The organism is Microbacterium sp. (genome assembly GCF_047602155.1).
GTDB lineage: Bacteria > Actinomycetota > Actinomycetes > Actinomycetales > Microbacteriaceae > Microbacterium.
Genome location: NZ_JASGHZ010000001.1, coordinates 1,890,959 through 1,904,358, shown reverse-complemented (window position 1 = coordinate 1,904,358; position 13,400 = coordinate 1,890,959). Strand labels below are relative to the sequence as shown.

Here is a 13,400-nt window from a genome sequence, read left to right as displayed (position 1 = left end):
AGGTCTCGCGAAACCTCACAGATGTTTCGGTTTGCGGCCAGATTCGCCGCGAAAGCCGACATTTGCGAGGTCTCGCGAAACCTCAGAGATGTCGGGGCGGGCGGGGCGGCGGGGACGAGGCCGGGAGTGGGTCAGGGCAGGGGCGGCTGGTCGCCGACGACCGGGATGCTGTGCGAGTCGCGGTGCGCGAGGATCTGACTGACCTCGACCTGATCGGCCAGCGCCTCGTGCATGAGACGCACGGCCGGGATGTTCACCATCCGCAGCGGCGCATCGACGCCGTTGGACAGGATCAGGGTGCCCGCCCCCCACATCCGCTGGATCGGCCCGCGGCGCTCGGAGATCGTGTAGCCGCGGGCGTGCGTCAGCTCGACGCGACGGCGCCCGAACACCCCGGACTCCTCGATCACCCGGCGCGTGGTCACGGTGTAGGTGTGCGAGAACCACCGCAGAAACGGCACGACGACCAGGAGCAGGACGATGAGGCCGGCCACCGCCCACAGCATCCAGTCCTGCAGCCACGCGCTGACCGGTGCGGGCGGGTTGCCGGTGACGTAGCCGGTCGCGCCGGCGACGGCGACGAGCACGAGCGCCGGCCAGAACAGCCGCCGCGCGTGCGGGCGCACCCGCGCGACCCGCAGCTCGGGCGTCGCCGCACCCGGAGCGGGCGTGGCGGGGCGCCCGAGGTACGCGGTCGGCTGAGTCACCCCTCCATTGTGACGGCGCGCGTGCCAAATGCAGGCTCAACCGGCCATGAACCGCCGTTTCCAGGGGTGAAACGTCGATTCACCCTGTCTTTGGCACACCCCGCCGGGGTGTGTCAGCGCACGTGGACGACGTCGCCGGCGCCGACGACGGTCTCGACCCCGCCTGTTTCGCCCCCGTCGGCTTCGCCGCCCCGGGCCTCGACGACCAGGCGCCCGGCCTCGTCGAGCCGCCGTGCGACCCCGCGCAGGGACGCACCGCCGGGAAGCGACACGACGACCTCCGAGCCCAGCGTCGCGCAGCGCGCGGCGACCCCGGCGGCCACCGCCGCGCCGCCTCCGACCGCGAGCGCGGCGATGCGGTCGCGCAGCCCGGTGAGGAAGCCTTCCAGCAGCCGATCGTCGCGGCAGTCCCGGCCCAGCGCCGCGAACGACGTCGCCGTGGGCACGGGCAGCTGCTCCGCCGTCATCGCGGTGTTCACGCCCGCCCCGAGCACGACGGTGTGCGGGTCGCCCGGCAGCACCTCCGCGAGGATGCCGCTGATCTTGCGCCCCTCGACCAGCACATCGTTCGGCCACTTCACGGTCACCTCGAGCCCGCCCAGCTGCGCCGCCACCGCCTCGGCCATCGCGACACCGGCCAGGAGCGGGATCCAGCCGCGATCGGCGGGCGCCACCGCGCCCACCCGCAGCAGCACCGACACCGCGATCGCCGACCCCGGCGGCGTCGTCCAGGTGCGATCGAGCCGCCCGCGCCCGGCGCGCTGGTCGTGCGTGAGCACGACCGACAGGTGTGGATGCCCGTCGGGATCGTCCTGCGCATCGCGCGCGAGCTTCGCGTTCGTGGAGTCGACGGCATCCATCACATGCAACCGCGGCGAGACGGCCGCGGCGAGGGGATATCCCCGCATCTCGTGGGTCATGCGTCCACGGTACGCCGCCGCGACCCCTCCGCCGCCCCGGTGCGCCGCGCCGAGACGCCGCGGCTCGGGCGGAAGGGGGTGGCCCGGCGGAGGGGGGAACGTACAGCAGATCGGCGGTCGCGTTGTCGGTGTCCCCCAACGCGGCGGCATCCGCGGTCGCTAGGGTGGAACGCGTGACCGACACGCCCGACCTGTCCACGACCGCCGGCAAGATCGCCGATCTCCGCTCCCGCTTCCAGGAGGCGGTGGTGGATGCCGAGGCCATCGCTCGCGACAAGCAGCACGGCAAGGGCAAGCTCACCGCCCGCGAGCGCATCGAGTCGCTCATGGACCCGGGATCGTTCGTCGAGCTCGACGAGTACGTGCGCCACCGCACGACGGCCTTCGGCATGGACCGCTCGCGCCCCTACGGCGACTCGGTGGTCAGCGGAGTGGGCACGATCCACGGCCGCACCGTCGCGGTCTACTCGCAGGACTTCACGACCTTCGGCGGGTCGCTGGGCGAGGTCGCGGGCGAGAAGATCATCAAGGTCATGGAGTTCGCGCTGCGGGCCGGCTGCCCGATCGTCGGCATCCTCGACTCGGGCGGCGCCCGCATCCAGGAGGGCGTCGTGGCCCTCGGCAAGTACGGCGAGATCTTCCGGCTGAACACGGCGGCATCCGGCGTGATCCCGCAGATCTCGATCATCATGGGGCCCGCCGCGGGCGGCGCCGTGTACTCCCCCGCCCTCACCGACTTCGTCGTCATGGTCGATGGGACCAGCCAGATGTTCGTCACCGGCCCCGACGTCATCAAGACGGTCACCGGCGAAGACGTCAGCATGGAGGAGCTCGGCGGCGCCTACACGCACAACACCCGTTCGGGGGTCGCGCACTACCTCGCCGAAGACGAGGACGACGCGATCGACTACGTCCGTACGATGGTCGGGTTCCTGCCCGACAACAACATGGCGGACATCCCGGTCTACGAGCACGAGTTCGAGTGGGAGACGACGGATGCCGACCGCTTCCTCAACACCGTCATCCCCGACTCGCCGAACCAGCCGTACGACATCCACCAGGTGATCGGGCACATCGTCGACGGCGGCGACTTCCTCGAGGTGCAGCCGCTGTTCGCGCCGAACATCGTGATCGGCTTCGGACGGGTCGAGGGGCGCACGGTCGGCATCATCGCGAACCAGCCGAAGCAGATGGCCGGCACCCTCAACATCGAGGCCGGCGAGAAGGCGAGCCGCTTCGTGCGGTTCTGCGACGCGTTCTCGATCCCGATCCTCACGCTCGTCGACGTGCCCGGATACCTCCCCGGCACCGACCAGGAGTGGACGGGCGTCATCCGCCGCGGCGCCAAGCTGCTGTACGCGTACGCCGAGGCGACGGTGCCGCTCGTGACCGTCATCCTGCGCAAGGCCTACGGCGGCGCCTACATCGTGATGGGCTCGAAGCAGATGGGCGCCGACGTCAACCTCGCCTGGCCGACGGCCGAGATCGCCGTCATGGGCGGGCAGGGCGCGGTGAACATCCTGTATCGCGGCGAGATCCGCAAAGCGGAGGAGGCCGGCGAGGACGTCGCCGCCGTGCGCACGCGCCTGGCCAACGAATACACCTACAACGTCGCCTCCCCGTTCCTCGCGGCCGAGCGCGGCGAACTCGACGGCATCATCGAGCCGGCGGCCACCCGCGTCGCCGTCGCCAAGGCACTGCGGGCTCTGCGCGGCAAGCGCGCCAGCATGCCGACGAAGAAGCACGGTAACATCCCGCTATGAGCGACGAGGGCCGCACCGGGGCAGGGGATGCCGCGGCGATGGATGCCGCCCCGGATGCCGGTCCGCCCGCCCTGCGCGTCGACGTGCTGCGCGGCGAGCCGACGCCGGAAGAGCTCGCCGCCGTCATCGCCGTCGTCACCGAGTCGTACCACCGCGAGGCGGCGTCGGCCCTGGCCGAGGATGCCCCGCGCCTCTCGGCCTGGCAGGTCTCGGCGCGGGCGCTGCGCCCCGAGCTGCGCCGCGAGATCGGCTGGGGCCGCTACGCGGGATAGCCGCGCGAAATCTCCGACTTCTGGCGGAGGGCTTGTCCCCCAAAATACCTACAGACAACTCATAGGCTCGGTGGCACACTAGAACTGCTGGAACGCTTTCTGCGTTCGGCCGGTTGCGCTGTCCGGTGCCGCCGGCCCTGGTGCGAGCAGGTTTTCGGGTAACCGCTCGCCCGGCGAGGGGCGGCACAGCCGCCCCTCGCCCCCAGCTCACTCCTCGGCCGGCCGCCGCGGGATCTCGCGCCACAGGTCGACCCGGTCTTCGCCGTCGTCGCCCGCGGAGCGACCGACGACGGTGACGGCGACCTCGTCGTGGCGCGACGCCCGCACGTACAGCCGTTCCGAATCGGCCCCCGCGAGCACGGCCGCCAGTTGCTGCCGGATCGCCGTCCGCGCCGCGGCGGACAGCTCCTCCAGCCCGCCCTCGTCGAGCACAGAGACCAGGGTGCCGCGGGCGCGGGCGGCCGCGAGCGCTCCGCGGACGACGTCGTCGAGCAGGGCCGCCGCGCGCAGCTCGTCGCGCAGCGCCGCCTCGGCGATGCGCGCCGCGTCGCGCTCGGCGTCGTCGAGCCGGCCCTGCGACTCGATCGTACGGGTGAGCACAGGGCCGGCGAGCGCGAGCGCGCGCTGCACCAGGGTGCGGCGCTCGACGCGGCGCCCCTCCTGCGCCGCCAGCCACTCCGAGGCCGCCCGTTCCACCTCCGCGAGTTCCGCCGTGTCCTGCGCCGCACGGTCGACGAGCCACATCAGCAGCTGGGCGACCCCGACCCACAGCACGGCCCCGACGACGCCGAGCGCCAGCGCATCGGCGATGCCGATCCACGCCGCGGCCTGCACCGCGAGGACGGCCACCCCGGCCCACGCCACCCGCGGGCGACGCCGCACCATGACGATCGCCATGAGCGCGCCGATCGCACCCATGCTCCACGTGGCGTAGTCGCGCAGGCGATCCTCGGGCGCCACCGCGAGCCACGACGCGTTCGGCATCACGACGGCGGTCGCCAGCGCCAGCGCCGCGGCCCACCCCGGCAGCAGGGGGCTGCGCCCCAGCTCGCCGGTGATCGGGTCGCCGGCGACATCGGGCCGGGCCTTCCAGAACGTGCACAGCCAGGTGGTCACGAGGTAGCAGGCGACGGCGGCGATCTGCAGCAGCGGCCGGGCCGGCGGGGTCGTCCACAACAGCGCCCCCACCGCGAGGTAGGCCGTGAAGGCCACCGTCAGCACCGACAGCACGGAGCGGATGCCGACACTCATCGCGGGCGCTCCCACTCCAGTTCGATCGCCGTGCCGCCCGCCCCGGTCTGCACGCGCGCACGGCCGCCGACCGCGGCCGTGCGCGCGACGATCGAGCCGCGGATGCCGAGACGGTCCTCCGGCACCGTCGCCGGGTCGAACCCGGCGCCGCGGTCGTCGACTCGCACCCGGATGCCGAGACGGTCGGCGTAGACCGCCACCGCCAGCCCCTCGGCGGCGGCGTGCTGCACGGCGTTGGCGATGGCCTGCGTCGCCGCCAGCACGAGTGCGCGCGCGACCCGGCCGGGGAGGGTGCCGGCATCCACGGTGATCACCCTCGTCACCTCCGGCGAGGACGCCCCCGTCTCGGCCAGCACGGTCTGCAGCTGCGCGACGATCGCGTCGGCGCAGACGGGTTCGTCCGATCCCTCGCCCGCGTCGCGATCGGCGTTCGCCAGCCGGGTCAGCGCCTCGCGGGCCATGGTGGCGGCAAGGGCCTGCTCGCGCGGCGCGCCGGCGCGCTCGGCGGCGATGAGTGCGGCCAGCACGCTGTCGTGCATGAGCGCGGCGACGGCGACCCGCTCGGTCTCCGCCGCGGCCGCCGCGGCGGCGGCGGCATACGATCCGCGGGCGTCGCGGCGCGCGCGATCGATGCCGATCGCGGCGGAGCGCAGCATCCAGGCGAGGGCGATCAGCACGCCGGCGAGGATCATCGCGAAGGCCGCGTCGAGCACGACCTCGACCGCCTGCTGCGGGTCGGCGTGGAGCTGCAGGATGCGCACGACGGCGTACAACGCGGGGATCGCTCCCGCCCACACCACCTGCAGCGGCAGGCGAAACGCCATGACGGCGGCGACGGTGGCGACGTTGAGCAGATACCAGACCCCCGGGGCGACGCCCGAGTACTCGGTGTGGCCGGCCGTCGCGACGGGCCACACCACGAGCACGAGCGGAAACACGATCGCGAAGGCGGCCGACATGGTGCGCACCGCGATGCCGCTCGCGCACGCGAGGATCATGAGCGCGAGCGGCACGAAGACCGCAGCGATCAGCGGCTGCCGCCACTGCTGATCGGCCTGCGGAGAGGCCAGCGCGTTGATCAACGCCTGCACGCCGAGCACGGCGCAGCCGAGCGCCACCACGATGCCGAGGATCCGCTCCACACGGGCCTGGGTGAACGTCTCCGTGCCGAGCCTCGGTTCGGCGGCGACCGGCGCCCCGTCAGCTGTCACCGGTGTGCTCGGACACGAGGCCGTCTTCGATGGCGCGGTGCAGCAGCTCGATCTTGGTGCGCGCGGGACGGCCGACCTCGACGTACTTCACCCGCACGCGCGTGATGTTCTCCTTCGCGGTCGAGTACGCCACCCCGAGCCGCTCGGCGACGGCCTTCAGCGGCAGGCCCGCCGCGTACAGGCGCAGCACCTCGCGCTCGCGCGCCGACAGCTGCGCGTCGGCGAAGGCGCGGTCGCCCTCGACGGCGCTGGCCCATTCGATGTTGTCGAGGGCGTCGCCGCGCGCGATCGTGCGAATGGCGGCGAGCACGTCGTCGGTGCGCGAGGCCTTGCTGATGACCCCGGCGGCGCCCGCCGCGAGAGCCTCGCGGACCGCGACCGGCCGATCGGCGACGCTGTGGATGAGCACGGGCGATCCGTCGCCGACGAGGCCGCACACGTTCTCGCTCGGGGTCGTCCCGTCACCCAGGGTCAGGTCGAGCACGACGACGTCCGCCGGGGCCGCGCCCGTGTGCGCGCGCCACTGCAGGTACGAGCGCACCGTGCTGCCGGAGAAGGCGATCGCGATCTCGCCGGTGCGCGCACACGCCGCCTCGAGCCCGAGACGCACGGACTCGTGATCGTCGATGAGGGCGACGCGCGTCATGCCGCCAGCCTAGCCAGCCCTCACGCCGGCGCCAGTACCGCGACCGCCTCGACATGGTGCGAGTGCGGAAACAGGTCGAGCGCATGGATGCGGCGCGGCTCGTACCCCTGCGCGCGGAACGTGCCGAGGTCGCGCGCGAGCGCGACCGGGTCGCACGCCACGTACACGACGGATGCCGGCCGCAGCGCGGCGACCTGTTCCACGACCTGCCGGCCGGCTCCGGCCCGCGGCGGGTCGAGCAGCACGACCCCGCGCGCCAGGCGCTCCCGCTCGGCGCCGCCGGCCTGCGCGAGCAGGCGCGCCAGGTACCGGTCGGTACGGTCGGTCTCGGCGCGCGCACCGACCCAGTCGGCGAGGTTCTCGCCCGCGTGCGCGGTGGCGCGCGGGTCGGATTCGACCGTCGTGATGCGGGTACCGCCGAGGCCGGCGATCGCGGCGGCGAACAGCCCGACGCCGCCGTACAGGTCGAGATGCTGCGCATCCGGGTCGACGGCGCCCTCGATCATCGCCGCGGCGGTGCTCGACAGCGAGGGCGCGGCGAGACGGTGCACCTGCCAGAAGCCCCCGGCATCCACGCGGAACGCGCGGTCGCCGACCCGCTCGATCACCGTCTCGCGGGCGGGGTCGTTCGCAGGGCGCCGCGCGGGGCCGCGAGGGCGCCGCCGGGCCTCGGGCCGCGGGATCACCCGCACGCGCCCGTCGGCGGGCTGGACGAGATCGATGCGCCCCGCGGGCAGGGGCGGCCCCGCGCGGAGGGCGTCGGCGGCGGCCTCGATCTCGGCGGTCGCGAGCGGCAGGTCGTCGGTCTCGACGACGCGGTGACTGCGGGCGGCATAGGGGCCGACGCGGCCGTCGGCGTCGACGTGCAGACTGACCCGGGTGCGCCAGCGCGTGGCATCCGGGGTCTCCTGCGCGACGATCTCGCCGGCCGGCGACAGCAGCGGCGGCGCGCCTTCGATCGTGGCGGCCGGCTGCGTCATGCCGCCGAAGCGCTCCAGGGCGTCCAGGAGCACCCGCAGCTTCAGCTCCCGCTGGTGGGCGAGGTCGATGTGGCCGAAGTCCGCGCCGCCGGGGCGGTCGGCCACGCCCACGTCGGCCGCCGCCCAGACGTGCGGGCGGCGGTGCGGCGAGGCGGCGAGCACCTCGACGACATCGCCCCGCCAGAACGCCGGCTTGGCGGTGTCGGTCAGCTGCACCCGCACCCGCTCGCCGGGGATCGCGTCGGCGACGAAGACGACGCGCCCGTCGTGGCGGGCGACGAACACCCCGCCGTGCGCGACATCGGTGACGTCGAGGTCGAGGAGCTCGCCGGTCTGCATCCTCCTATCCTCGCCCCTTCCGCGACCGCGTGCCTTCCGCGTCGGCGCGGGGTGCGCACCGGCCGGGATAGCGTGAGGACATGCGCGTGTGCCTGGCCTCGACCTCCCCCGCCCGACGGATGCTGCTGCGCCAGGCCGGCATCGAACCGCTCCTGCGGGCGCCCCAGGTGGACGAAGAGGCGGTGATCGCGGCGGTCGAGGCCGGCGAAGGGCGGGTGCTGGCGCCCGACGAGCACGTCCTGCTGCTCGCGCGACGCAAGGCCGCCGACGTCGCGGCGCGGCTCGCGGCCGACGAGCCGGGGTTCGACGGCATCGTCATCGGCGGCGACTCGATGTTCGAGCTCGACGGCCGGATCCTCGGCAAGCCCCTCCTGCCCGAGGTCGCCACGACCCGCTGGCACGAGATGCGCGGCCGCACGGGCATGCTGCACTCCGGGCACAGCGTGTGGCGGCTCGGCCCCGGCGCGGCGCCGCGCGAGGCGCACGCGGTGGCCGCGGCATCCGTCACGTTCGTCGACGACCTCACCGACGCCGAGATCGACGCCTACGTCGCCTCCGGCGAGCCGCTGCAGGTCGCCGGCGCTTTCACCGTCGACAGCCTCGGCGGCGCGTTCATCGAGCGCGTCGACGGCGACCCGTCCACCGTCGTCGGCATGTCGCTGTCGACCGTGCGACGCCTCTGCGGCGAACTCGGCGTCACCTGGACCGACCTGTGGGATGCCGGCATCCCCGCGACGGCGTAGCCTTCCAGACGATTCCACACACGATTTCCCGCGGATCTTGTGCGAGTTATCCAAAGGCGACCCCCGAAGGCTCGGTAGGCTGGCATCCATGCCTGAGATCGTGCCGCAGCAGATCACCAAAGTGCTCGTCGCGAACCGCGGGGAGATCGCCGTGCGCGTCATCCGCGCCGCGCGCGACTCCGGCAAGGGTTCGGTCGCCGTCTACGCCGACCAGGACCGCGACGCGATGCACGCGAAGCTCGCCGACGAGGCGTACGCCCTCGAGGGGGCGACGAGCGCCGACACCTACCTGTCGATCGAGAAGATCCTCTCCGTCGCCCGCCGCTCCGGCGCCGACGCCGTGCACCCCGGCTACGGCTTCCTCGCCGAGAACGCCGACTTCGCGCGCGCCGTCATCGCCGCCGGCCTCGTCTGGATCGGCCCGAGCCCCGAGGCCATCGAGGCTCTCGGCGACAAGGTCACGGCTCGGCACGTCGCCGAGAAGGTCGGCGCGCCGCTGGCCCCCGGCACGCCCGGACCGGTCGACGGCGCCGAGGAGGTCATCGCGTTCGCGCAGGAGTACGGCCTGCCCATCGCCATCAAGGCCGCCTACGGCGGCGGCGGTCGCGGCCTGAAGGTCGCCCGCGAGCTCGACGAGGTCGCCGAGCTGTTCGAGTCGGCCACCCGCGAGGCGATCACCGCCTTCGGCCGCGGCGAGTGCTTCGTGGAGAAGTACCTCGACAAGCCGCGTCACGTCGAGACGCAGTGCCTCGCGGATGCCGCGGGCACCGTCGTCGTCGTGTCCACCCGCGACTGCTCGCTGCAGCGCCGCCATCAGAAGCTCGTCGAAGAGGCGCCCGCGCCGTTTTTGACCGACGCGCAGAACCGCGTGCTGTACGAGGCGTCCAAGGCGATCCTGCGCGAGGTCGGCTACGTCGGGGCCGGGACCTGCGAGTTCCTCATCGGCGCCGACGGGACGATCTCGTTCCTCGAGGTGAACACCCGCCTGCAGGTGGAGCACCCGGTCTCCGAGGAGGTCACCGGCATCGACCTCGTGCGGGAGCAGTTCCGCATCGCCGAGGGGGCCTGCTCGACGACGACGACCCGGTGGCCGTCGGCCACTCCATCGAGTTCCGCATCAACGGCGAAGACCCCGGGCGCGGGTTCCTCCCGCAGCCGGGCCGCATCCACCAGTTCAAGACGTTCGGCGGGCCGGGGCTGCGCCTCGATTCCGGCGTGACCGCGGGCGACAGCGTGAGCGGCGCGTTCGACTCGCTGCTGGGCAAGCTCATCGTCACCGGCCGCGATCGCGCCGAGGCGCTGGAGCGCTCACGCCGCGCCCTCGACGAGTTCGAGGTCTCCGGCATGCCGACCGTGCTGCCGTTCCACCGCAAGGTCGTGCGCGACCCCGCCTTCACGGCGGAGGACGGGCGCTTCGGCGTGTTCACGCGGTGGATCGAGACCGAGTTCGTGAACGACATCCCGCCGTGGGACGGTGAGCTGGAGTCGCCCGCCGAGGCCGAGGGACGCCACACCGTCGTCGTCGAGGTCTCGGGCAAGCGCCTCGAGGTGAGCCTGCCCGACCGCATCGTCACCGCTCCCACCAAGATCGGCCGCCCCGCCGCCGTGCCGCCGTCGCGGCGCTCGCACGCGCCGACCGTCATGGCGGGCGCGTCGGGCGATGCCGTGAAGGCGCCCATGCAGGCCACGATCGTCAAGGTCGCGGTCGAAGACGGCCAGCACGTCGTCAAGGGCGACCTCGTCGTCGTGCTCGAGGCGATGAAGATGGAGCAGCCCATCCAGGCGCACAAGGACGGCGTCGTGGGCGCGATCAACGCCGCGCCGGGCACGACCGTCTCGGCCGGGCACCAGCTGCTGACGATCAGCTGAGCCCCCCACGCCTCCCCCGTCGCGCCACCGCCGCACCGCCGTCGCCGCCCTCCCCCGTCGCGCCGCTGCCCTCCCCCGTCGCGCCGCCGCCCTCCCGCGTTGCGCCGCCGCCCTCCCGCGTTGCGCCGTCGCCGCCGCCCCGCCGCACCGCCGCCGCCGCCCTCACCCGTCGCGCCGCCGCCCTCCCGCGTTGCGCCGTCGCGGCTCTCGCGCTGTCGTTTCCTGCACGCGCTATCGAAATTTCGACCGCGCGTGCAGGAAACGACAGCGCGAGCAGAGCCGCGCGTCAGCTGACGACGTCGGCGCCGTGCCGCACGCCCCATCGCGCCACCGTCGCACCCGTCGCGCGACGCGCCGTCGAAATGTGCACACGCTATCGAATCGGCGCCGGCCACGTGCCGTCCGTCATGCGCAGACCACCCGCGGCTGCCGTGCCAAACGCAGGGCGAAACGTCCCTTCCGGCCGTCCACCGGCTGCAGATGCGCAATCGGCCCTGCGTTTGGCACACCGCCGACGTCAGAGAAGCCGCGCCGCATCGGCCGGTACGCGCAGGCGCTGACCACCGAAGCCTGCAGCGACCGGCACGCGTGCTGGATCGGTTCGCAGATCTGGCAGCATCCGGGCCCACACTCGCGCATCACCCCGAAACCCGCCACATTCGGTGAAACCCACCGCGCAGACTTGGCGACATCCGGGCACAAACGCACACGTCACCCCGGATTGCGCCAGCTCTGCCGCTGCTGACCGCGCGTCCGAGTGGCATCCGCCGCGTGGCGGCCGACCACCTCACCGGCCAATCGCTGGACGTGCCGCGCGGCCACACCCGGCATCCTCACGCGCGTCGCGCTGTCGAAACCTGCACGCGCTGCCGAAAGTTCAGCCGCGCGTGCAGGAAACGACAGCGCGAGCAGGGCCGCGCGAGCGGGAAACGACAGCGCAAGCAGAGCCGCGGGAGCGGGAACGACAGCGCAACCAGGAAACGGCAGCGCAAGCAGAGCCGCGGGAGCGGGAAACGACAGCGCGAGCAGGGCCGCGGGAGCGGGAAACGACAGCGCAAGCAGAGCCGCGGGAGCGGGAAACGACAGCGCAAGCAGAGCCGCGGGAGCGGGAAACGACAGCGCAAGCAGAGCCGCGGGAGCAGGGCCGCGGGAGCAGGGCCGCGCGTGCGGGAAACGACGGCGCGAGGAGGAAACGACGGCGCGTCAGCTGACGACGTCGGCGTCGCGCGTGACGAGGTGCATCGCGCGGGTCGCGTCGGTGATCGAACCCGACAGCGACGGGTACACCGCGAACACGCGCGAGACCTGATCGACGGTCAGGCGGCGTTCGACGGCGATCGCGATCGGGTAGATGAGCTCCGACGCGCGCGGCGCGACGATGACGCCGCCGAGGACGGTGCCGCTGCCCCGATGGCCGATGATCTTGATGAAGCCGTCCTTGATCCCCAGCATCTTCGCGCGCGGGTTGGCCGCCAGCGGCAGCTTGTACACGTAGCCGCTGATGCCCTCGGCATCCAGATCCTGCTCCTGCAGGCCGACCGTCGCGATCTCGGGCGCCGTGAAGACGTTCGCCGTGATGCGACGGCGACCGAGCGGGATGACGATGTCGCCGAGCGCGTGGAAGACGGCGGTGCGCCCCTGCATCGACGCGACGGATGCCAGGGGCACGAAGGTCGTGCAGTCGCCGGCCGCGTAGATGTTCGGCACCGACGTGCGGGCGACGCGGTTGACCTCGATGTGGCCGGAATCCGCGAGCTGGATGCCGGCCTCCTCCAGCCCGATGCCGGCGGTGTTCGGGATCGAACCGACCGCCATGAGGCAGTGGCTGCCCGAGACCGTGCGGCCGTCCGCGAGGGTCACGACGACGCCGTCGGCGGTGCGCGCGACCGACTCGGCGCGCGATTTCGACAGCACCGTCATCCCGCCGCGCTTGAAGACCTTCTCGAGCACGGCGGCGGCATCCTGGTCCTCGCCGGGAAGCACGCGGTCGCGGCTGGAGACGAGCGTCACCTTCGCGCCGAGGTTCATGTACGCCGAGGCGAACTCGGCGCCGGTGACGCCGGAGCCGACGACGACGAGATGCTCGGGCAGCGCCTGCATGTCGTACAGCTGGGTCCAGGTGAGGATGCGGTCGCCGTCGGGCTCCGCCGTGGGCAGCTCGCGCGGCGACGCGCCCACCGCGACGACGAGGGTGTCGGCCTCGACACGGTCGAAGTCGGTGCCGCCGGGGCCGGTCGAGACGACGATGGCGTTGCGGTCTTCGAGCCGCCCGTGCCCGGAGATGATGCGCACGCCCGCCTCGACCAGCTGCAGGCGCATGTCGTCGGACTGCTGACGCGCGAGCGAGAGCAGCCGCTTGTTGACGGCGGCAAGGTTGATCGCGACCTGGGGCTTGAGGGGCTTGCCCGCGGCATCCTTCGCGAACAGCTGCACGCCGAGGTCGGATGCCTCGGCGATCGCGACGGCGGCGTCGGCCGTGGCGATGAGGCTCTTCGACGGGACGACATCGGTGATGACCGCCGCTCCCCCCACGCCGGCGCGCTCGACGAGGGTGACCTCGGCCCCGAGCTGGGCGGCGGCCAGCGCCGCCTCGTAGCCGCCGGGCCCGCCGCCGAGGACGGCGACGGACTGGGTGTTGACGAAGCTCGAGGACATGGCGACCATTCTTTCAGTAGCGCGGTCTAGTCGTGATCGCCGCC

The 13,400-nt window shown here is 73.1% G+C and carries 10 protein-coding genes and 1 pseudogene; 4 read left to right on the top strand and 7 right to left on the bottom strand.

Annotated elements, in window-relative coordinates; all coding sequences use genetic code 11:
- Positions 1-131: 131 nt before the first annotated feature.
- On the bottom strand, positions 132-707 hold the full coding sequence (locus QM720_RS08585) for a PH domain-containing protein (RefSeq protein WP_415125697.1): 576 nt from the start codon (positions 705-707) through the stop codon (positions 132-134).
- Between the two features lie 113 nt (positions 708-820).
- A complete protein-coding gene (locus QM720_RS08580) occupies positions 821-1,627 on the bottom strand; it encodes a biotin--[acetyl-CoA-carboxylase] ligase (RefSeq protein WP_415125696.1) in 807 nt (268 codons plus the stop codon).
- Between the two features lie 173 nt (positions 1,628-1,800).
- Here QM720_RS08580 and QM720_RS08575 point away from each other — a divergent pair, with 173 nt between their 5' ends.
- Together QM720_RS08575 and QM720_RS08570 are read left to right on the top strand one after the other, a co-directional pair.
- Positions 1,801-3,390 carry an acyl-CoA carboxylase subunit beta gene (locus QM720_RS08575; protein ID WP_415125695.1) on the top strand — a complete coding sequence of 530 codons (1,590 nt, stop codon included), beginning with the start codon at positions 1,801-1,803 and terminating at the stop codon, positions 3,388-3,390.
- Positions 3,387-3,662, top strand: coding sequence for an acyl-CoA carboxylase subunit epsilon (locus tag QM720_RS08570; protein WP_415125694.1), 276 nt, complete (start codon positions 3,387-3,389; stop codon positions 3,660-3,662). The genes QM720_RS08575 and QM720_RS08570 overlap by 4 nt, the downstream gene beginning before the upstream one ends.
- 207 nt (positions 3,663-3,869) lie before the next feature.
- Here the strand turns inward: QM720_RS08570 and QM720_RS08565 are convergent, their stop codons facing one another.
- The 4 genes from QM720_RS08565 to QM720_RS08550 are packed head-to-tail and all read right to left on the bottom strand — an operon-like array spanning position 3,870 to position 8,089.
- On the bottom strand, positions 3,870-4,913 hold the full coding sequence (locus tag QM720_RS08565; RefSeq protein WP_415125693.1) for a hypothetical protein: 1,044 nt from the start codon (positions 4,911-4,913) through the stop codon (positions 3,870-3,872).
- Positions 4,910-6,124: a sensor histidine kinase gene (locus tag QM720_RS08560; protein ID WP_415125692.1), complete on the bottom strand. Its 1,215-nt coding sequence runs from the start codon at positions 6,122-6,124 to the stop codon at positions 4,910-4,912. The genes QM720_RS08565 and QM720_RS08560 overlap by 4 nt, the downstream gene beginning before the upstream one ends.
- On the bottom strand, positions 6,114-6,770 hold the full coding sequence (locus tag QM720_RS08555) for a response regulator (RefSeq protein ID WP_415125691.1): 657 nt from the start codon (positions 6,768-6,770) through the stop codon (positions 6,114-6,116). The genes QM720_RS08560 and QM720_RS08555 overlap by 11 nt, the downstream gene beginning before the upstream one ends.
- Before the next feature lie 20 nt (positions 6,771-6,790).
- A complete protein-coding gene (locus QM720_RS08550; RefSeq protein WP_415125690.1) occupies positions 6,791-8,089 on the bottom strand; it encodes a class I SAM-dependent RNA methyltransferase in 1,299 nt (432 codons plus the stop codon).
- An 80-nt stretch (positions 8,090-8,169) separates the two neighbouring features.
- On the opposite strand from QM720_RS08550, the gene QM720_RS08545 reads away from it, so the two are divergent.
- Together QM720_RS08545 and QM720_RS08540 are read left to right on the top strand one after the other, a co-directional pair.
- Entirely contained in the window at positions 8,170-8,832 is a 663-nt protein-coding gene (locus tag QM720_RS08545; protein ID WP_415125689.1) for a Maf family protein, read from the top strand.
- Positions 8,833-8,920: 88 nt separating this feature from the next.
- Positions 8,921-10,701 (top strand): annotated as a pseudogene (locus tag QM720_RS08540) (acetyl/propionyl/methylcrotonyl-CoA carboxylase subunit alpha).
- Positions 10,702-11,904: 1,203 nt separating this feature from the next.
- Here QM720_RS08540 and QM720_RS08535 read toward each other — a convergent pair.
- On the bottom strand, positions 11,905-13,365 hold the full coding sequence (locus QM720_RS08535; protein WP_415125688.1) for an NAD(P)H-quinone dehydrogenase: 1,461 nt from the start codon (positions 13,363-13,365) through the stop codon (positions 11,905-11,907).
- Between the last annotated feature and the right edge of the window lie 35 nt (positions 13,366-13,400).

Coding starts and splice junctions, on each gene's coding strand:
- QM720_RS08580 (WP_415125696.1), bottom strand. CDS start 1,627: ATGACCCACGAGATGCGGGGATATCCCCTCGCCGCGGCCGTCTCGCCG.
- QM720_RS08570 (WP_415125694.1), top strand. CDS start 3,387: ATGAGCGACGAGGGCCGCACCGGGGCAGGGGATGCCGCGGCGATGGAT.
- QM720_RS08565 (WP_415125693.1), bottom strand. CDS start 4,913: ATGAGTGTCGGCATCCGCTCCGTGCTGTCGGTGCTGACGGTGGCCTTC.
- QM720_RS08555 (WP_415125691.1), bottom strand. CDS start 6,770: ATGACGCGCGTCGCCCTCATCGACGATCACGAGTCCGTGCGTCTCGGG.
- QM720_RS08550 (WP_415125690.1), bottom strand. CDS start 8,089: ATGCAGACCGGCGAGCTCCTCGACCTCGACGTCACCGATGTCGCGCAC.
- QM720_RS08545 (WP_415125689.1), top strand. CDS start 8,170: ATGCGCGTGTGCCTGGCCTCGACCTCCCCCGCCCGACGGATGCTGCTG.
- QM720_RS08535 (WP_415125688.1), bottom strand. CDS start 13,365: ATGGTCGCCATGTCCTCGAGCTTCGTCAACACCCAGTCCGTCGCCGTC.